The sequence below is a fragment of the Myxococcus sp. CA039A genome (genome assembly GCF_013336645.1).
In the GTDB taxonomy this organism is placed as follows: Bacteria; Myxococcota; Myxococcia; order Myxococcales; family Myxococcaceae; genus Myxococcus; species Myxococcus llanfairpwllgwyngyllgogerychwyrndrobwllllantysiliogogogochensis.
Window position 1 is genome coordinate 15266 of the sequence record NZ_JABUMQ010000025.1, and the last position, 19853, is coordinate 35118.

The window sequence follows — 19853 nt, forward strand, 5'->3', positions numbered from 1 at the left end:
GTCAGGGCGCCTCGATTTCCATGCGGTAGCCCACGCCGCGCACCGTCTGGATGGCGAAGCGCGAGGCGCTGTTCCACCCCAGCTTCTTCTTCAGGCTGGAGACGAAGTTGTCCACGGTGTGCGGGTCCACGACGATGTCGCGGCCCCACACCGCGTCGAGGATGTCATCGCGGCGCAGCACACGCTCACGCTCGCGCACGAGGAAGGCCAGCAGGTCGAACTCCGTGCGCGTCAGCTCCACGTTCGCGCCCTCGGGCGTCTCCAGCTTGCGGCGGTCCAGGTCCATCCGATAGCCGCCGAAGCGCACCTGCTTCGCCGGAGCACCGCCACCCGCGCGGCGCACCAGCGCGCCCACCCGGGCCAGCAGCTCGCGCAGGCGGTAGGGCTTGCCCAGGTAGTCCTGCGCGCCCGCCTCGAAGCCGCGCACGACGTCATCCTCCAGCGTGCGAGCGGTGAGCATCAGCACAGGCGACGTGACACCTTCCTCACGCAGCGACCGGCACAGCGTGTAGCCGTCGCCATCCGGCAACATGACGTCCAGGAGGATGAGCTGGAAGGCACCGCGGGCCAGGTGCTCGCGGGCCTCGCGCACGGAGGCCGCCTCTTCCACGGCGTAGCCTCCTTGATGCTCCAGGCTGTCGCGCAGCGCGAGCCGCAGGTTCGGGTCATCCTCCACGAGCAGGATGGTGGGCTGGGTGGGATTCATAGCGTCGCGTTGGGGGAAAAGGAGAGCTCGAAGGTGGTGCCCTCGGAACTGGAGGCCACCACGCGAAGGGTACCGGAGTGCAAGCGCATGATGCGGCGACACAGCGCGAGCCCCAGGCCACTGCCGGGGACTTCGCGCCCCTGCCCGGGCAGGCGGACGAACTCGCCGAAGACGCGCTCCCAGTCTCCCGGAGCAATGCCCACGCCGTTGTCGGAGAAGCGCACGCGTCCACCCGGCAGCGCCTCCACGCGCAGGCGCACGGGGACGCGGGTGTTGTAGGCGCAGGCGTTGCGCGCGAGGTTGGAGAGCAACAGGCGCAGGAGCTGGGCGTCGGCGCGCAGCTCCAACTCGCCCACCTCCGCCTCCAGCTCCACGGGGATTTTCGACCAGGCTTCCAGGTCCCTGCGCAGCAGCGACACCAGCTCGTCCAGGCGCACCGGCTCCAGCCTCGGCACCCAGCGGCCCTTGTCGATGCGGTTGAAGGACAGGAGGTTCTCCACCAGGAAGCCCAGCCCATCCGCCTCGCGAACGATGCGCGCCGGATAGTCCCGGGCGTCCGTGCCTTCGGCGAGCCGCCACTCGAGGGTCTCCGCGAGCAGGCGGATGGAGGCCAGCGGCGTGCGCAGCTCGTGCGACACCGTGGCCACGAAGTCGCTCTTCAGCTCCAGGAAGCGGTACTTGCGGTGCTGCGCGAGGAAGGCCAGCGCGGCGATGCCCAAGGCCAGCCCCGCGCACAGCACCACCATGCCCGTCTTCAAGCGGTAGCGGCTCTCCAGCGCGGCCTGGGCCCGGGCCCACTCGGGCGTGGCCACCGACAACGGCAGCGCGTCCAGCGACAGCACCGCCGCGTCCCCGAGCAGCCGCACCTTGCCCTCGGTGTCCAGCAACCCGCGCTCGCGCATCTCGCGCGTGAGCGACTCCAGCAGCTCCGACGCATCCACCGCCACGCCTCGCACCTGGTTGCCACCGCGCGGCTCCAGGTACCAGCCGGCGCGCACCAGGGCCGGGCCCGGAAGGGACGCCGGCAGGGGCAGCGGACGGGCCGTCAGCTCGCGAGCGCGCGACTCGAAGTCGTCCACCGGCGCGCCCACCTTCGTGGAGAGCGCGGCCACCCGCTCCAGCAGGAACTGGAAGTCCACCGGAGTGAAGCGCGAGCGGCGGGACAACAGCAGCCGCTGGAGGCCATCCAGCCGGCCACCCTTGCCGTCCGCCAGGCCGTCCCGCACCAGCGCCTGCATGAGCTGCGGCACCGGGTCGCCGCGCTCCGCCAGCGACTCCAGCACCACCAGCAGGCCCGGCACGTCCCGCGTGGAGGCGAGCACGTATTGCGAGCGGTGCTGCAAGAGGGCCATCAGCGCCACCGTGGAGGCGCGACGGTCTCCCCGCGCGAGCGCCAGCTCCACCGCCCGCGTCCTCACGAGCCGCTCCGCCCACGGGTCTTCCGGGTCCTCCGACACCTCCGTGCCGGCGCGCAGCCGCGCATACCGCTCGCGGGCCGGCGAGACGTCACCGGTGTCATGAAGCGCGAGGCGGGGCAGCACCTGGGTGCCGCGCTCGCGCAGATAGAGGCCGGTGTCGGGAGCCAGCGGGTCCGCCACCGCGGCCTCGAGGGCGGGCTTCGCGGCCTCCAGTTTGTCGTGCAGGGACTGCGTCAGCGACGCGCGCGCATACTGCTCCAGCGCCTCGCGCCGCGAGTCGAGCGAGAGCCGGGCGTCCTCCCGCTCGTTGGCGAAGATGCGATGGAGGTAGCCCAGTCCCCAGCCGAGCCCGACGAGGCCCAGCAGCAGCGCGACGAGCATGGGCAGCAGCCTGCGGAGCATGCTCGCGGCTACCTTCCGGGGCCCGGGCCCGTGTCGGGGTCCATGGTGGAGAGGGAGCCCGGGGGGCCGAAGCGGTCCTTGCGCTGGTCCAACGCGCCCGCCTTCTTGATGAGCGCGCCCAACTCCACCACGTCCGGACGGCTCACCAGCGGCTCCCCGATGTCCTGCCAGAGCGCGTGCAGCCGCGGCCAGTCGAGCGTGCGCGTCCAGTAAGAGCCGCGCAGCTTCTCCGCGAAGGCGGCGGCCACGTACACCAGCCGCGTGGAGGCGGCGACGCGCGCGGAGGACGAGCGCAGGACGCTGGAGGGCAGCAGCTTCTGCACGCGGCGCCACATGGTGTTCTCGCCCTCTTCATAGAGGACGCGCAGGGTGCCGAAGGCGATGGCGGGCCCTATCAGCTTCACCTCGTAGATGGCGGTGACGGACGCGCCCGCCGCCAGCGGCACGGGCTCTGGCTCCGCGTCATCGTCGAACGGCTCCGGCGTGGCGGACTGGTTCTCGTACCCCACCAGGCGGTAGCGGGCCACGGCCTTCCGGTCGAACTCCAGTTGCACGCCCACGTCGGTGAAGGACTCGCGTGCGCGCACGCTCACTCGCACCACGTGGTAGCCCTTGCGACTTGGCGACGGGAAGCCTTCCACGTGGATGACGAACGGGCCCACCACGTCGCCGTCCTCGCCCACTTCGAAGCTGTTGACGAAGTCCTCCACCCGCACGGCCTCCTCCGCCGGCAGGGAGTCGCGCTCCAGATAGCCTCGTGTCAGCGCGTACGAAGCCGTGCTCACCTGAAACGTATACGTGGAGATGCGCTCCTCCTCCGTGTCGATGGTCGGATTGACGCCATGGCCCCGCGTGTCCGAGTCGCGCAGCGGCTTGCTGCCAGGAGCGAAGAGGCTCTGGTTCGTACCGTCGGGCCCGAGCACCGAGAGCTGGGGCAGCGCCCACGGTGGAGCCCGGTCGCGAATGTCCCCGGCCCGGGGGACGACCATCCACGCGACACCATCTGACTCCAGTCGCAGCGGGGGAGCGAACGGAGCCAGCGGAGCGAAAGCGTGGGACGCGGTGCCATTCGTCGCGGCGGCGGGCGGGGACGACGTCACGGGCGCAAGCTCCACCTGCACGGTGAGCGTCTGGCCCGACGCCACCTTCACGTCCGCGCGCGTGACGGACTGGAAGGACTCCTTCTCGAAGCGCAGCGCGTAGAGACCCGCCGGGAGCTGGGCGAGCTGGTAGTGGCCCTTCGCGTCCGTCAGCACGGTGCGCGGCGCCGGGAGCACGGGGGACGTCGCGGAGACCTTCACCCCCGCGAGAGGCTGCTGGCTCCGCGCCTGGAGGACCGAGCCCGCCACCGTGCCCGCCTGTGCCCACGCCGACGTGGCGAGACACAGGAGGACACCGCACAGGGAGCGCAAGAGAGCGGTCTTCATCGTGGGACCAACGCGGACACCGGGCGGAGCCTTCCCTTCGGATTCAGCCCAGCGTGCCGCAGGTGGAGCCCGGCTGCATCACGGTTCCATCATGGAGCCGGGGCCTTGGACTCTCGCGCTACTTCACCGGAGCGAAGGGCACGTCCAGCACCGGCCGGGACTTCGCGTCCGGCAGGTCATAGTGCCACCACTCCATGCGGTTGGGCGCGAAGCCAGCGCCCTCCATTGCCTCTCGCAACACCTCGCGGTGCTTGCGCGACGCCTCGCTGCCACCGGCATAGCCGTGGTGAGCCTCCGGCGTGAAGGTGTCGAAGGCGGTGGGCATCTCCACCTCCTTGCCCTCCAGCGTCACCATCGTCAGGTCCACCGCACCACCCCGGTTGTGGTTGGAGCCCTTGCGAGGGTCCGCCACGTAGCCGGGCACGGGCATGATCTTCCACATCTCCCACTGCACGGCCCGGGGCCGGTAGCAGTCGTAGACCTTGAGCCGGTAGCCCTTGGGCCGCAGCACGTCCGCCGCCGCCTTCAGCTTGCGCGCCGACTCCGGCAGCAGCAGGCAGCGCGCCGTGTCCGGGTACACCTGCTTCTTCAGGAAGTTGTCCGCCGTCGCGTAGCGGAGGTCCAGCGCCAGGTCCTCCACCACCTTCGTCGCGTCCACGAGCGGCGCGATGTCACCCGCCTTCGCGCCCTTGGCCTTCGTGGGCTTCGCCGCGTCGCCCGTGGGCTTCGCCGCGCCACCGTCCTGGGCCAGCGCCGTGCCGCTCACACACAGCCCCAGCACCACCACCCACCCCAGCCGCGTCGTCATGCTCATGCCCCCACCGTGTAGCGCGTCGGGTCCGGGACTCCCGCTTCCTCGAAGCCCTTCTTGCGCAACAGACAGCTGTCACAGCGTCCACAGGCGAGCCCCTGTGCATCGGGGTCGTAGCAGGAGTGCGTCATCCCGTAGTCCACGCCCAGCCGCGTGCCCTCGCGGATGATGTCCGCCTTCGTCAGTCCGGACAGCGGCGCGTGGACCGTGAAGCTCGCGCCCTCGACGCCCGCCTTCGTCGCCAGGTTCGCCATCGCCTCGAACGAGCGGATGAACTCCGGGCGGCAATCTGGATAGCCGCTGTAGTCCACCGCGTTGACGCCGATGTAGATGTCCGTGGAGCCCACCACCTCCGCGAGCCCCAACGCCAGCGAGAGGAACAGCGCGTTGCGCGCGGGCACGTACGTCACGGGGATGCCGTGGCTCATCTCATCGGCCGGCCGGTCCTTCGGCACGTCGATGTCCGCGGTGAGCGCCGAGCCGCCAATCTGCCGCAGGTCGATGCTCACCACGCGGAAGTCCTTCACGCCCAGGGCGCTCGCGACGTCCCGCGCCCGCTCCAGCTCCACCACGTGTCGCTGCCCGTACGCCACGGCGAGACACACCGGCTCGAAGCCCTTCGCCTTCGCCATGGCCACGCACGTCGTGGAATCCAGGCCACCCGAAATCAACACCACCGCTCGCTTCGCCATCAGTCCCTCCGCACTCCCTGCACCTTGTACGCCGTCTTGCACGTCGCGGGAGTACACGTACAGGAGCCCGGCAGGAAGACATCTGTCAGCGAACCACACGCCAGGGACACGTCGTAGCCGTTCTCCGTGGGAGCAGGCGGGCTGCCGTCGGGGACACCGCCGTCGAACGCGTTGCAGTCCCGGTTGAGCACGCGCGCCTGGCTGTCACTGAAGATGGTCACCTTCAGCGACTCCTCGATTTGCGAGTCCTTGCAGCCGGTGCCGCACGAAGCGCGCGGCGCCGTTGCACGGAGCGCGGAGTCGACAAGCTGCCCCTCGTACTTCGCTTCGCGGTCGAAGCCCTGCACGGTGAACCAGCCGGTGCCACCGTCGTCGTTCTTGGAGAACGTGCCCTCGAAGCGGAACACGCCGCCGTCGTCGAGCTGCGCGAACTCCGGCATCGCCGCGTCGCAGGTGGTGTTCGCCGGGTCCAGCCGTGCCTCGAACTGGAAGGTGCCCAGGAGCTGATTGCCCGGGTACACGGGGTCCGAATAACAGGCCATGGCCGTCACGACGGCGGCGGCGGGGAGGACGGAGAGGGCAATGTGCTTCAGGCGCATACGGCGCGGAGGCTACACGGCTACCCGACGTCGAGCACGCAAAGGGCCACGGCACGGAAGGCGCCTCCACGTCCGAGCACCGCGCCCACATCCACCCGCGCTGGGTCACTCCCGCGCACCTCCGCATCCAGCCGCGCCAGGACGCGCCCCGCGGCGAGCGAGGCGGGCACCGCTCGGAAGGCCGCAACCGCCGCGGCCTCGAAGCCGGGCACCTCTCCAGGACGAGACAGCTTCACGCCGTCCTCGCCCAGCACGAGGGCCAGCGCGGACAGGTAGCCCAGCTCCACCGAGCCGAAGCACGACAGCGCGCCCGCGCCCAGCACCAGCGCCTCCGAGCTGACCAGGTACCCCTCAACACCACCCGAGGGGTCCACGTACACCCGCAGGCCGCTGGCTCCCAGCGACGACAGCAGGGGACGCAGCGCGGCGAAGAGTCGGGGGAAGCGCTCGGCCGTCACCTGCAGCGAGTCCGCGGGCAGCGCATGCTCGAAGCCCGTGGGCACCGGCAGCGCGGACACGGATGCCGCGGGCACCGTCGCCGTGCTGGAGGACAAGGCCGCGCCGACACCGTCCGCGCGCTCGGCGGCGTCCTGACGATCCAGGAGCCGCAGGGCCTCCGCGAAGAGCGTCCAACCATCCACGTCCAGCGGCGCCGCGCGCAGCAGCTCCGGCCAGACGCGCACGGCGAACGGCGCGCCTTCAATCACCGGAGAGAGCCGCTCACATGCGAGGCGGAGGACCTCTGGAGACAGGACCCCCGCGTCGAAGAGGCGCTCGGCGAGCCGGGCCGCGGGAGACACGAGCTGCGCGTCCAGATAGCCGCGGAGGATGGACTCCAGCACGCCGGGCTCGTCGGTGAGCCGCTCACGCAGCCCCAGGGCCTCGCCCGTGAGACCGCGCTGCTCCGCCAGCCTCGCGCGGCGAGCGAGCCGCTCCTCCGTCTCCGGCAGCGCCTCCAACTGCGCGACGGCGTCCGCCACCTGGCCCAGGACCTCGTAGGCATCCGCCAGTCGCTCGCGATGGGGCGTGGCCGCGTCGGGCCCCTCCTCCACCGTCAGCCGCTCCGCGAGCGACACGAAGACAGCGGGCTCCTTCGACTCGTCCACCAGCGCCAGCAGGTTGCGCAGCGCGGGCAGGCTGGTGCCATCGGTGTCCAGCGCGCGCTCGAAGGCCGCGCGAGCCGCGTCGGGCTGGTCCAGCGGGCTCAGCAACAGCTCGCCGTGCTCCAGGTGCAGCGCGGCCAGGACGCGGGCGTCCTCCTCCACCTCGATGAGCCGCGCCAGCGAGCGCGCGGCGGCGTCGAAGCGGCCCAGCCCGAACTCCAGCGTGTGACGCTCGCGCAGCAGCGGCTTGCGGCGCGACGTCCATCCCTCCGCCGCCATGGCCAGCGCTTCCACGCGCGCGGCATCAGACAGGGCGCGCACACGGCCGAGCACCGCTTCCGAGAGCGCCTCCGGGTGCTTCTCCAGCCCCGGCAACAACAGGGTGAGCCGGGTGCCGAAGTTCGCATCGGACGACAGCTCGTCCAGGGCGCGCAGGCGCTGGAGCGCCGGGGCATCCGCCGCGCGAAGCACTTCGTCACGCAGGGCGACGGCGAAGGGCTCGTCACGCGTGACGGAGAGGGCCGCCAGCTCCAGCAGTCCTTCCGCGTCGCGCTCGGCGCGCAGGCCGTCCGCGAGGGCGGAGGCATGGGCCGCATCCGCGTCCGGCTGAGCCACCAGGGCCCACAGCGCCTCGCGCGTGCGCGCCGTGTCGCCGGCCTGCGCGGCCATGGCCAGCGCATCCGTCAGCTCTCCGGCGGCCATGGCGGGCGCGAAGCCCACCTGGAGCGCGCGAGTGAAGGCACCCAGCCGGCCGAAGCGCTCCGCCAGCTCCGCGGGCGCGAGGATGTCCGGCGCTTCGGTGGCGATGCGCTCGATGACCTCCAGCGCTTCACCGTGCTCGCCCGCCTTCTCCCAGAGGTCCGCGGCCTCCAGCAGCAGCGGCGGACGCTCCTCCGGCGAGGCGAGCCGCGCCGCCTGGAGCAGCGCCTTGGCGGCCCGGGGCGCCTCACCCAGGGCGCGATGCAGGTGGGCGACGCGCATCGCCGCGTCCACGTCCGGCTCGGTCGCCACGGCGGCCTTCGCCGCCTTCAGCGCGTCCCGCAGCCGCCCCGCGCTCTCGAAGGCCCGAGCGGAGGACAAGAGGAGCACCAGCCGCTCGCGACCGGAGACCAGCTCCGCGCGAGCCACCTGCACCTCGGCCCGGCGCGCGGGCTCATCACGCAGCAGCTTCTCCAACTCCTCCAGCGCGACGGCATAGCCCGCGCCCGAGGCGCCACGCTCGACGACGGCTTCGAGCGACTCGCGGGCCCGCGGCACCTGGTCCGAGTCGCGGAGCAGCGTGGCCAGCTCCAGCCGCAGGACGGACGCCTCGTCGGCATCCTCCAGGTGGGGCACCAGTTTCTCCAGCGCCTCCAGCAGCCGCGTCGTCTCGCTCCGCTCGCGCAGCCCCGTCACGAGGGCGCGCAGCGCCGTGACATCCTCGGGGGCGGCCTCGGCCGCGCGCTGGGTGAGTTCCCAGGCCGCGTCCACGTCCGCGAGCGACTCGGCGGCCACGGTGGCGGCGGCCAGCAACAACTCGGCGGCGCGCACTCCGCCAGCGGCCTCGGCGCCGGACTCGTACACCGCCAGCAGGTCCCCGTGGCGCCCCAGCGCGCGCAGGCCCGCCACCGCGCGGTCGATGACGGAGGCATCCGCCGGACGCAGTCGCGCCAGCGGCAGCAGCGCGTCGATGGCGTCCTTCGGGTCGTCGAAGAGGTCCGCCGCGCGGCGGTACAACACCTCCGCCGTCGCCGTGTCTTCCGCCCGCCGGGCCAGTTGCAACGAGGCCCGGTACAGACCCGGTGCGTTGCCCGTGCGCGAGTGGACTTCCGCCAGCAGCGACAGCGCCTCGCGGCCGCGCTCGCCTTCCGGCTCCAGCGACACCACCGACTCGAAGGCATCCGCCGCGTCGTGGTACGCGTTCGCGCCCAGCGAGGCATGGCCCAGCCGCAGCCACGTCCGCGCGCGCACCGTCACGGGCAGCGTCTCGCCACCGGCCGACAGCAGGCGTCGGTCATACGGTCGCGCGGCGGCGGGGCCTCCACTCTGGGCCGCGAGCTCGGCGCGCGCGGACAGCGCCTCCACGTCGTCACCCGAGGAGCCCAGGTACACGTCGAACGCCTCGGCGGCCAGCAGCGCCTCGCCCGCGTCCAGCAAGCGGGTGGCGCGCTCGCGCAAGAGCGGCAGCGCTTCCTCGGGAGGCAGGGCCGCGGCGCGCACGGCCAGCAACTCCGACAGCCGGCGCACGTCTCCGGCCGCGCGCTCGCGCACGCGCTCGAAGGCCTCCGCGCTCGCGGGGCTCAACTCGAAGGCCCGGTCCTCGCACAGCAGCGCGCGCTCGCGGGCACCCGCCGCGCGGAAGGCCCGGGCGGCGGCGAGGTAGCTGTCCGCGGCGTCAGCATCCGACTGGCGCTGGGCCCGGCGCAGCATCAACTCCGCGAGCGACTGCGGGTCCTCGTTCTCCTCCAGGAAGGCGCGGTGCCGCGAGAAGACAGGCTCGCGGAAGGGGTCGGCCTCCAGCAGCACGGCGTCGAACTCGGCCGCGTCCGCGTGACGCTTCACCTCGTGCAGCAGCTCCGCCGCCTGCGCGGTGAGGTCCAGGTCATCCGGGCGAGCGGACCGTGCGGCGATGAAGGCCGCCGCCGCCGCGTCCGGGCGCCCCGCCCTGTCGCGGTACAGCACGGCCGCGCGCTGGAGCAGTGCCGCGCGGCGCTCCGTGTCCGGCTCACCCTCGGCGCACTCCTCGTACCAGGCCGCCAGCTCCGCCAGCCGCCCGTCCCGCTCCAGGAGGCGGGCCAGCAGCGTCTCGGCTTCATCCAGCGAACGGTCCTGCCGCAGCGCTCCGCGCAGGAAGCGCTCCGCCTCTTCCGTATCCGCGAGCACGCCCAGGTGCAGCTTCGCCAGCCGCAGTCGCAGCGCCGCCGCTTCCTTCGCGTCGTCCAGCAGGGGCAGCGCGCGCTCCAGCCAGAGGGCCTCCGCGTCGGCATCGTCCCGGCGCTCCGCCAGCGCCGCGCCCAGCCGCGCCGTGCCCAGGTCCTCCGCCAGCGAGAAGGCGCGGTCCAGCGCGCTCTCCGCCGCAGCCAGGTCCAGCTTCACATCGCGCAGCAATTCCGCGCGCCGACGCTCGCACGCGGCGGCCTCGGGGGCGCGCCCGCGCGACTCCAGCAAATCTCGCGCGTCCGCCAGTGCCCGGAGCGCGTCGTCCGCGCGGCCCGTGGCCTCCGCGAGACTCGCCTCTTCTTCATGGGCCGCGAGCGTCGCGGCCACGTCGCCCACCTGGAGGCTGAGCGCGGCCACATGGCGCAGCTCCGCGAGCAGCTCCAGCGAGCGACCCGTCTCGCGGTAGAGCGAGGCGAGCTGGAGGCGCAGCGGCAACGGCATCGTCGCCATCTCCGCCGCGCGCGACAGCAGCGACGCCGCCACACCCGCGTCGGCGAGCGCGGCACGCGCCTTCTCCGCGAGCACCACGAGCCGCCGCACCGTGTCCTCGGAAGGCGCCAGGGCGCGCGCGTGGGTGACGAGCACCTCGAACGCGCCGCGCGGGTCGTCCTTCTCCAGCAGCGCGGAGAGCCGCTGCACCGCGGGCTCGCACAGCGGCCGCTCGACGAGCAGCTTCCGGTACGCCCCCACCGCGCGCTTCGTCTCGCCCGCGCTCTCCGCCAGCTCCGCCAGCCGCAGCCAGGTGGCCTCGGCCTCGTCGGCGCTCGCGGTGAAGTCCGCCGTCGAGGCCAGCGTCTCTTGGAGCGGCAGGGCCTCCAGCACCGCGCCGCGCAGGTAGAGCAGCTCCGCCAGCGACGCCAGCTCCGCGCCGCGCGCCGGCACCAGGGAGTGCGCCTTGCGTGCCAGCTTCAGCGCGCGGTCCAGGTCCTGGGCATCCCGCGCGTACGCGGCGCCCTCGCGCAGGAGCGTGGCCGCCTCGGACGTCGTGGCGCTCTCGGCGGCGGTCTCCAGCAGGGCCGCGGCCTCGCGCAGCTCTCCGCGCCCGGCCACCAGCGACACCAACCGGCGTCGCACGTCCGAGTCGCCGGGAGCGAACCGCAGCGACTGTCGCAGCGCCGCCTCCGCGGGGGCCGGCTGCTCCAGGCGCTCCAGGTAGAGCGACGCCAGCTCCGCGTACATCGCCGCGGACTCGGACGGCGGAGCATGAGGCGCCTCGGCCGCGAGCAGCTCCGCCAGCGCCGCCCAGTCCTCCAGGGCCCGCAGCGCGCGCTGCAAGGAGACGGTGGCCCGCGCGTGACGCGGGGCCAGCGCCAGCGCGGCCTGAAGGCTCCCGCGTGCCTCCGCCAGCTCTCCTCGCGTCTCCAGCAGCGTGGCGCGAGCGAGCAGGGCCTCGACGCGGCGGGGCGTGGGGCCCTGGCGAGCGGCCTCGGCGAGCGCGGCGGCTTCCTCGTCCGGGCGCTCGTCGCGGTGGGCCAGGTCGGCCAGGGTGAAGAAGGCGTCACAGCGCTCGGCGTCCGACGGGGACAGCGCCACCGCGGAGACCAGCGCCTCGCGCGCGAGCCCCCGCTCATCCTTCTCCGCCAGCACGGTGGCCAGGGCGAGCAGCCGCTCCCGAGCGCGCGTGCCCAATTGGGCATCGGCGACCACGGCGCGACGCCACACTTCCAGCTCCCCGGCCTCGTCTCCGGACTCACGCGCCAGCTCCGCCAGCGCGAGCAGCAGGGCCGCGGGACGGCGGGCCAGCTTCGCGGCCTCGGAGAAGTCCTCGCGCGCGGCGGAAATCCGGCCCGTGGCGCGATGGAGCACGGCGCGACGCGCGAGCAGCTCCGAGCGGTCCTCGCCCGTCGCGGACGCCACCAGCGCGCCCAGCAACTCCAGGCGCTCGGCTTCCTCGTCCGAGGAGCCCGTGCCCGGAGGCGGCAGCAAGTCCAGCAGCGCCTGCGCCGCCCAGGTGTCCTGCGGCTCCTCCAGTCGCAGGCTGCGCAGCGAGTCCACCGCCGCGCCGGCACGACCGAGCACGAGGGACAGCTCCGCCAGCTCGCGACGGGCCGCGCGCCGGGGCTCGCCGGACAGGCGCGGCCACAGCTCCACCAGCAGGTCCGCCAGCGCCTCGCGAGCGCCGGCCTTGCGGTGCAGGTTGACCAGCTCCACGCGGGCGTCGAGGTCCTCGGGAGCCCGGATGCAGTACTCGGACAGCAGGCGACGCGCGGAGTCCGTCCGGCCCGCGCGCACGGCGGCGCTGGCGGCCTTGCGCGTGAGCGCCACCCGCTCCGCTTCCCGGGGCGCGTCCGCGTCCACCGGAGGCAGCGCAAGCACCGCCTCGAAGTCCTCCAGCGCGGAGCGCGCGTCGGTGGGCAGCTTCAGCTCACCGCGTCGCTGGCGCGCGGGCGCGAAGGACGCGTCGCGCTCCAGGGCCTCGGCGAGGAACGCCTCTTCCCGACTGGTTCCCGCCGCCAGCAGCGAGGCGCGGTAGAGCAGCTTCGCGCCGGAGCGGTCCTCCGGCACCAGCGCGGCGCGGCGCGCGTACAGCCGGGCGGCTTCCAGCTTCTCGCCCCGCTCCAGCTCCAGCTCGGCCAGCGACTCCAGCACCTCGGCCGCCAGCGGCCCCTGGGGACTGGCCTCCAGCGCGGCAGTCAGGCGCAGCAACGCGGCGGCCTTCTCGCCCCGCTCCAGCAAGGCACGGGCGCTCTGGAGGAACAGCGGCGCGGCTTCCTCGGCGCGGTCGGCGCCCATCAGCGCCTGGGCACGGCCCGCCCACAGCTCCGCCAGCGCCTGCGTCTCGCCCGCCTCCGTGTAGAGCGACTCCAGCCGCGCGGCCAGCGCGTCATCCAGCCGGCGCAGCGGCAGCGCCTGCGCGTACGCGGCGATGGCGCCCTCGCGGTCGCCCAGCATCTCGCACGCGCGACCCAGCCGGGCGCGCACGTCCGCCAGCTTCTCCGGCGCCGCGGTGCGCGGCAGCGTGGACAAGAGCGACTCCAGCGCGCGTCGGGCGTGCTCGGGGCGCTCGCAGCGCAGCGACAGGTCCGCCAGGTCCAGCAGCACGGCGGAGTCCGGGGCCAGCCGCGCCGCCTTCTCCAGCGCCACCAGCGCGTCACCCACCCGACCCAGGCGGGCCTCCAGCACACCCGCCAGCTCTCGCAGCGCCGCGGCGGCGAGCCGCTTGTCGCCCTGCGCCTCCGCCACCCGCGCGCGCTCCTCCAACGCCACGGCCAGCCCGGCCATGTCCGCGCGCTTGCGCTGCAGGGCGCACAACTCGCCCAGCGCGGGCAGGTCATCCGGCTCCGCGCGCAGCACTTCCTGGAGGGAGTGCACCGCCAGGTCCAGGTCGAAGGCCAGGTCGCGCGCGGCCACCGCGAGGCGGCGGTACTTCTGCGCGCGCTCCTTCACGTCCGGCGCCAGTCGCGCCAGCGCGGACAGGCACCGCGTCAGAAGCGGCCCGTCACGCCGCGCCTCGGCCAGCGCCAGCAGCGACTCCAGCGCGGGACGGTGGTCGGCGTCGGCCTCCAGCGCGAGCAGCAGCAGTTTCTCCGCCTTCTCCGGCTGCTGGAGTCGGCCGCGATACAGCTCACCCGCCTCGGCCCAGGACGCGGCGCGCTTCGCCGGCTCGTCCTGGAGCGCGGCGGACTTCTCCAGCGCGTCGGCCAGCTCCAGCGACTTCCCGGTGATGCGGAAGTACGGAATCAGCTCCTCGAGCGCCACCGCGTCGCGCGGGTCCAGCGACAGCGCGGACTCCAGGTGCTCGCGCGCACGCGCCGGGTCTCCCAGTCGGGAGCGGTACAGCCGCGCCAGCGCATGGTGGCTGGCGTGCGCGGCATGGCGGACGCCTTCCGAGCGCGGCGCCGGCCCCGCGAGCTCCAGCGCCTGCTGGTAGCCCGCGAGCGCCTCCTGCAACCGGCCCAGTCCTTCCGCCACGCGCGCGGCGGCGAACAGCGGCTCCGCCTCGCCGGGCAGCAGCGACACCGCCTCGCGGTAGCGCAGGAGCGCGTTCTCCGGCTGCTTCAGGCCCTCTTCCCACACGCGACCGGCCATCAGGTCCGCGTGGCCCACGCGGTCCAGCTCGTGCCGGGCCATGGACACTTCACGCAGCCGGTCCAACGCCTTCAGCGCGCGCAGGTGCTCGCCGCCCCGGTGACACAGCTCGCCCAGCAACAGCAGCGCATCCGACTGGTCCGGCGACAGTCGCAGCGCCGCCTCGCAATGCAGGCGCGCCCCCGCGATGTCGTCCTCCGTCTGCGCGCACAGTCGAGCGAGATGCACGTGCGCGTCCGCGGCCTCATGCGGGTCGCGAGCGAGCGCCGCCAGCCGACGGTACGCCCGCACCGCGCCCGCCTTGTCCCGGGCCTGGTCCGACGCGCGCGCCAGCGCCTTGAGCGAAGGCAGGTGGTCCGGCTTCAGGCCCAGCAGCTCGTGCAGCGCCTTCACCGCCACCTGGGGCGCGGTGTCTCGCGAGCAACGCGCCGCCGCCTCGGCGGAGAAGAAGGCCGCGGCCTCCTCCGAGGTGCGACGGGCCAGCGCGCACAGCGCCAGGTAGCGCTCGGCGGCGCGGGCACCCTCGCCCCGACGCTCGCGCACCACGGCCTCGCCCCACAGCGCGGCGGGACTGCGGTCTCGACGACGCTGCAGCGTGGCGGCCACGTCCAGCGCCAGCTCATGCGCCTGCGGGTCCGCCACCAGCAGCGAGAGCAGGCGCTCGGCCGCGAAGGGGTGCGCGTCCTGCGCGTCCCCGGCCTGGAGGTACTGCTGTCGCGCCTCGGCCAGCCGGCCCTGGGCGACGAGCCCCTCCGCGTCCGCGAAGGCCCGCGCGCCCTCCAGCGTGAGGAGCAGCTCCTCGTCCGGCGCGGACGGCGGAGGCAGGCCCCCGGCCGCGAAGCGCAAACGCAGCCCCGAGCTGGACACCTCCGCGGCGGACAGGCGCGCGGTGTCCAGCGACGGCATCTTGTACCCACGGCTCACCGCCGCGAGCTGACACAGCGCGGGCAGCACGCGGGTGGAGAAGCCGGAGGCCCCGCGCACCTCCACGTCCGGCACCAGCGCCAGCGCGCCCACGGCCGCGGACAGGAGCCCAGGCACCTGCACCGACGGCGTGGAAGAGAACCCGTAGAGGCGGACGTCGTAGAGATAGACGGCGAGCTTCTCCCCGTCCGCGTCGAAGGCCACCTTGAACGTGAAGGGCGTGCGCTCCGGCGCGGGCAGTCGGCCCTGTCCTTCCAGGTACCCGGGACGGAAGTGCAGCCGCACCTCCTCCAGGCCCGCGAGTCGCCCTGCCAGCTCCGCCACCCGCCGCGTCACCAGGTCCGCGTCGACGGACAGCTCCAGGAAGCCGAAGTGCAACTTCTTGCGCTGATAACGCGTGGCACCGGCGCTGACGTTGAACGGGAAGCTGACGTCCGGAATCTGGAGCGCGAAGTCGGAGATGCGCAGGCCCGGCACGACTTCCAGGGCCGGGAAGCCCACGAACGCCCTGCGGTCCAGCAGGCGCAGCTCGGGTGCGGCGGCGCGCGCATCGGGCGCCGCGGTGGGCTTGGGGGAGTCGCTCTCGTTGGCCATCGCGGGAGCCTGGAAACTACCACGGGGTCCAAGCGCCCGAAATTTATGACAATCCCCCGCCCGGGGGGCAACCAACGGGGCTGGGGGACCCCAGGGCCGCATGTGTTGTTCGTCATGCGCGCCGGACTGAAGTCGGACAATATGCGCCCGGCGTGCTGGCTCCCGACTCCCTCGTCCTCGACGGTCGCTTCCGAGTACTCCGTCCCCTGGGTTCGGGCGGAATGGGCGAAGTGTACCTGGGTGAACAGGTCTCCCTGGGCCGCAAGGTGGCCATCAAGGTCCTTCACCACGACCTCAACGCCCAGCCCGGCATGGCCGAGCGCTTCAAGCGCGAGGCCCGCCTCCTCTCCGCCGTCGAGCACCCCGCCGTGGTGCACATCGTCGACTTCGGTGAGTCCGGCGACCACGCGTGCCTGGTGATGGAGTTCGTGGAAGGAGAGAGCCTCTACGACGTGCTCACCCGGGGCGCCATGCCGCCGGGACGCGCGCTGCCGCTGCTCCACCAGCTCGCGGAGGGCCTCTCCGCCATCCACGAGAAGGGCATCATCCACCGGGACCTGAAGCCGGAGAACGTCTTCATCTCCCCCGGCGTGCGCGGCGAGCAGGCCCGGCTCCTGGACTTCGGAATCGCTCGACTGGTGGAGCCGGACGCGCAGAGCAACGTCAGTCAGGTTGGCGTGGTGCTCGGCACCCCGGAGTACCTGTCGCCGGAGCAGGCGGTGGGCGCGAAGGTGGACACGCGCAGCGACCTGTACACCTTTGGCGTGCTGACCTACCGCGTGCTGTCCGGACGGCTCCCCTTCGATGGGCCGCAGGCGCGCCACTTCCTCGCACAGCACGCCTCCCACGCCCCGCTCCCGTTGGACAGGGCTGCGCCTTCCCTGTCGCGCTACATCGGCCTGCTGTCGCTGGTGATGCGCCTCCTGGAGAAGAACCCGGCCAAGCGGCCCCAGAGCGCGCATGAGCTGGCGGATGCGCTGGCCGCCGCGCACTCGTCGCTGTCCGCCTTCACACCCGGACTGGGCACGCCCGCCTACGTCAGCGCGCCCACCACCAGCACCACTCCGTCCGGCACGTCGGTCTTCGGCGCGGGAGAAGCCACGAGCACGGGCCCCAGCGGGACGTCCGTCTTCGGCGCGGAAGAAGCATCAGCTCCGCTTCCGAGCCGCTCGAGTCGAGGCACCGCCGCGTTCGGCCTGGAGTCCTCGACGGGCCCCGACAGCGCGGCGTCCGCGCCGATGGCGATGCGCACGGGCACGGCGTCCTTCGGCACGCGGCCCTCGCTGTCTGGCAGCACGTCGACGGTGAAGCCTCAGAACCTGACGGTGATGCTCACCGACATCCAGGGCTTCACCGAGCGCACCAGCCGGCAGACGCACGAAGAGAACGCGCGGATGCTGGAGACGCATGACCGGCTGCTGATGCCCCTGGTGCGAGAGCACGAGGGACGCCTCGTGCAGAAGCGCGGCGATGCCCTGCTGGTGGTGTTCCGCTCGCCCACCGCCGGCGTGTTGTGCGGCATGGCCATGCAGGACCGGCTGTGGCGCCACAACCAGTCGCTGCCCAATGAGGAGCGGCTGCACGTGCGCGTGTGTCTGCATGCCGGCGAGGTGCTGCTGACCGCCGACACCGTGCTGGGCGAGCCCATGGAGGTGGTGGAGACGGTGGAGCACGTCGCCGCCGCGGGACAGGTGACCTTCACGGAGGCGGTGAACCTGGCGCGCAATCGCGCAGGAGCGGACGTCGAGCCGTGCGGCTCCATCACCCTCCCCGGCCGCGAGGAACAGCTCCAGCTCTACCGCTGCCAGCAGGCGGCCGAGGGGCCTCCCTTCGGCGGACGTTTCGAGAAGCAGAACGCCCTCATGGTGCGACTGGCCCCCGCGGTCCAACGGACGCGCGCGGCGCTGGCCCCCATCTCCCAGCGGGTGCGCTCTCTCGGAAGCTCCCTGCGCACGGCGACGAGCACGCTGGGCGCGGGCCTGTCCCGACTCGGCGCGGCCCTGAAAATCCCCCCGAAGCTGAAGGAGGGACTCGGCAGGACGGTGGTGCTCGCGCGCGCGAAGCCGCGTCAGGCGGCTGCGGTGCTCGGAGCGGTGGTGCTCCTGGGCGGCGGCGTGGCCCTGGTGGTGCATCTGAACAGCCCCGCCGTGCGCGCCATGTCGCTGCTGAAGGCTGGAAAGAGTAACGAAGCGCTGGCGCTGCTGAACGCGACGTCGAACGAGGAGCAGAAACAGCCCTCGGTGCGGCGCGCGCTCGCGGCGACCCACCACGCGCTGCGCAACCACGACAAGGAGCGGGTGCTGCTCGCCACGCTGGACGTGGACGGGCGCGCGGAGGTGGAGGACTCCGTGCTGGATGGGCTCGCGGAGGACTTCGGCCGCGGCGACATCGACGAACCCGTGCGCAAACTGCTGGCCACCCTCCCGAAGGAACGGGTGCGCCCTCACTTCGAGTCCCTCGTCGAGGACGAATACTCGCTGAAGCAGTGGGGGGCGCTTCGCTACCTGGACTCCTCGGAGCTCGCTGCCGAGGTGGACCTGGTGGTGGCCTACTCCAAGGCCCTGGAGGCGAAGGAGTGCGGCGTGCGCAGGGCCGCCGCGAAGCGGCTGGGTGTGCTGGGCAACACGGACGCTGTCCCCGCCCTCATCCGACTCGCCGAGCTGGGCAGCACCAAGGGCGGCGACTGCGGCCAGGACGAGGCGAACCGGGCCATCCAGAAGTTGAACAAGAAGGGCGGCTGAAACCCGGGAGGCGTGTCACCCCCGGCCCCACCGGTGGTGCTCAGTCGTCGCGCCGCGCGTGGCCCTTCTTCTTGCCCTTGCCATGGCCATGACGGTGGTCGTCGTCATCCCAGTCATCGTCATCGTCCCGGTCATCGCGCCGGGCCTTCACCTTCTCGTCCACCCTGAGCAGGTTGCGGGAGAAGGCGTCGTACTCCAGATGCAGGTGGCCTCGCGCACCGGGAGCGGCGGCGAAGAACTTCACCTTCCAGATGTCGTTGCCCGTCCGGTGCGCCTCCTTGAGGCGGCAGTCATAGCGGCGCGAGCGACACTCACCGAAGCCCCGGTCCACCGCCTCATTGTAGGACATGGAGGACGGACGCGAGGGCGGAGGAGGCCGCGGGAGCGAGGGGCGGTTCGGCGGGCGCGCATGGAGGTGACAGCCCGACGCGAGCAGCAACCCACCGATAAGCAGCACGATTCTCATGCCGTCATGACGCATCAACCGCACGGAGCTTCAAAGCCACGCGGGGTGTGAGTTGACGACTGGAAAACTACAGTCCGTCGGGAGACGCGAAGGCCACGAAGAGTTCGCCGGTGAGGTACGCGCGCGCACCCTTCGTCGCGGGCCGGAGGAAGTCATTCACCACGGGGCCACCCTGCGCGAGCTGATGCTTCTCCGGGTGCGACAGGTTCATCCGACTGCGGGCCACACCCTTGCTGCCTCGGTGGATGAAGGTGACGGTGCCATCTTCTGCCACACCCTCCACCACGCCGACATGGGTCATCCCGTCATTGCGACGGCCGTCGCGGTTGCGGTCATACGTCTCGCGGAAGAACACGAGGTCTCCGGGACGCGGCGCGCGGTGGTGCAGCCGCTTGCCGTCCGTGGCGCGACGGAAGATGGCGGACACGGCGTTCTCTCCCGCGAGGAAGCCATGCGCGACCAGGTCAATGCCGGCGGAGAGATAGGCCAGACGCACGAAGCCAGAGCAGTCGTTCGGCATGCCCCGGCTGACCTTCGCGAGGTTGCGCTCACCGACGAGCTGCATGGAGCGAGACACGATGAGCCGCGCCAGTTGCATCGGCGTGCGGTACGCATCCCAGAAGCCCTCCATGTCGGTGGCGGGGCGCACGACGAGGGCGACAGCCTCCAGCGCGGCCGCGATGACACCCGTCACCAGGGGGCGCTCCTTCTCCTCGAGGACGACGGTGGACACGACTCGCGGCGCCACCTCTGTGTGCGGCGCTCCCTCGGCGGCTTCCGGCGTCGCCGACTCACCGCTCTTCACCGTCGTGGGCGCCTGAGCGGAAGCCTCGGCCGCGGACTCACCCGGTGTCACCGCCCCCACACCCTCGGCGGCGGGTGCCGTCACGACCTGCTCGGAGGGTGCCACCGCCGCGTGTGACGGGACCTCCAGGGCGGTCCCCACTTCGCGCGACTGCACGGTGGCACAGCCGATGAGAGCGCACAGCGGAACGGTGGCGAGCAGGCGAAGACGGGACAAC

General features: G+C 72.7%; 10 protein-coding genes. 1 reads left to right on the forward strand and 9 read right to left on the reverse strand.

The window, feature by feature from the left end; genetic code table 11:
- Nucleotide 1: 1 nt before the first annotated feature.
- From HR086_RS06300 to HR086_RS06330, 7 genes are all read right to left on the reverse strand, one after another.
- Complete coding sequence (locus tag HR086_RS06300; RefSeq protein ID WP_141642968.1) at nucleotides 2-706, reverse strand: response regulator transcription factor; 705 nt, start codon at nucleotides 704-706, stop codon at nucleotides 2-4.
- The gene (locus tag HR086_RS06305; protein WP_174465123.1) at nucleotides 703-2526 is read right to left on the reverse strand and encodes a HAMP domain-containing sensor histidine kinase; all 1824 of its coding nucleotides are present in this window, start codon (nucleotides 2524-2526) and stop codon (nucleotides 703-705) included. The genes HR086_RS06300 and HR086_RS06305 overlap by 4 nt, the downstream gene beginning before the upstream one ends.
- 8 nt (nucleotides 2527-2534) lie before the next feature.
- Nucleotides 2535-3953 carry a von Willebrand factor type A domain-containing protein gene (locus HR086_RS06310; protein WP_174465124.1) on the reverse strand — a complete coding sequence of 473 codons (1419 nt, stop codon included), beginning with the start codon at nucleotides 3951-3953 and terminating at the stop codon, nucleotides 2535-2537.
- 118 nt (nucleotides 3954-4071) lie between these two features.
- A complete protein-coding gene (gene ddpX / locus HR086_RS06315; RefSeq protein ID WP_174465137.1) occupies nucleotides 4072-4761 on the reverse strand; it encodes a D-alanyl-D-alanine dipeptidase in 690 nt (229 codons plus the stop codon).
- Between the two features lie 2 nt (nucleotides 4762-4763).
- Nucleotides 4764-5456 (reverse strand): 7-cyano-7-deazaguanine synthase QueC, encoded by a 693-nt coding sequence (queC, locus tag HR086_RS06320; protein ID WP_174465125.1) that lies wholly within the window; start codon nucleotides 5454-5456, stop codon nucleotides 4764-4766.
- Nucleotides 5456-6055, reverse strand: coding sequence for a hypothetical protein (locus tag HR086_RS06325; RefSeq protein WP_174457897.1), 600 nt, complete (start codon nucleotides 6053-6055; stop codon nucleotides 5456-5458). The genes queC and HR086_RS06325 overlap by 1 nt, the downstream gene beginning before the upstream one ends.
- Before the next feature lie 20 nt (nucleotides 6056-6075).
- Nucleotides 6076-15624 (reverse strand): flagellar hook-length control protein FliK, encoded by a 9549-nt coding sequence (locus tag HR086_RS06330; protein WP_174465126.1) that lies wholly within the window; start codon nucleotides 15622-15624, stop codon nucleotides 6076-6078.
- Between the two features lie 152 nt (nucleotides 15625-15776).
- Here HR086_RS06330 and HR086_RS06335 point away from each other — a divergent pair, with 152 nt between their 5' ends.
- Nucleotides 15777-18365, forward strand: coding sequence for a protein kinase (locus HR086_RS06335; protein WP_174465127.1), 2589 nt, complete (start codon nucleotides 15777-15779; stop codon nucleotides 18363-18365).
- 40 nt (nucleotides 18366-18405) lie between these two features.
- Here the strand turns inward: HR086_RS06335 and HR086_RS06340 are convergent, their stop codons facing one another.
- Nucleotides 18406-18714, reverse strand: coding sequence for a hypothetical protein (locus HR086_RS06340; protein ID WP_246137197.1), 309 nt, complete (start codon nucleotides 18712-18714; stop codon nucleotides 18406-18408).
- Nucleotides 18715-18898: 184 nt separating this feature from the next.
- Nucleotides 18899-19852, reverse strand: coding sequence for an NlpC/P60 family protein (locus HR086_RS06345; protein WP_217441700.1), 954 nt, complete (start codon nucleotides 19850-19852; stop codon nucleotides 18899-18901).
- Nucleotide 19853: the final 1 nt, after the last annotated feature.

Coding starts and splice junctions, on each gene's coding strand:
- HR086_RS06305 (WP_174465123.1), bottom strand. CDS start 2,526: ATGCTCCGCAGGCTGCTGCCCATGCTCGTCGCGCTGCTGCTGGGCCTC.
- HR086_RS06340 (WP_246137197.1), bottom strand. CDS start 18,714: ATGTCCTACAATGAGGCGGTGGACCGGGGCTTCGGTGAGTGTCGCTCG.
- HR086_RS06325 (WP_174457897.1), bottom strand. CDS start 6,055: ATGCGCCTGAAGCACATTGCCCTCTCCGTCCTCCCCGCCGCCGCCGTC.
- HR086_RS06310 (WP_174465124.1), bottom strand. CDS start 3,953: ATGAAGACCGCTCTCTTGCGCTCCCTGTGCGGTGTCCTCCTGTGTCTC.
- queC (WP_174465125.1), bottom strand. CDS start 5,456: ATGGCGAAGCGAGCGGTGGTGTTGATTTCGGGTGGCCTGGATTCCACG.
- HR086_RS06330 (WP_174465126.1), bottom strand. CDS start 15,624: ATGGCCAACGAGAGCGACTCCCCCAAGCCCACCGCGGCGCCCGATGCG.
- HR086_RS06300 (WP_141642968.1), bottom strand. CDS start 706: ATGAATCCCACCCAGCCCACCATCCTGCTCGTGGAGGATGACCCGAAC.
- ddpX (WP_174465137.1), bottom strand. CDS start 4,761: ATGACGACGCGGCTGGGGTGGGTGGTGGTGCTGGGGCTGTGTGTGAGC.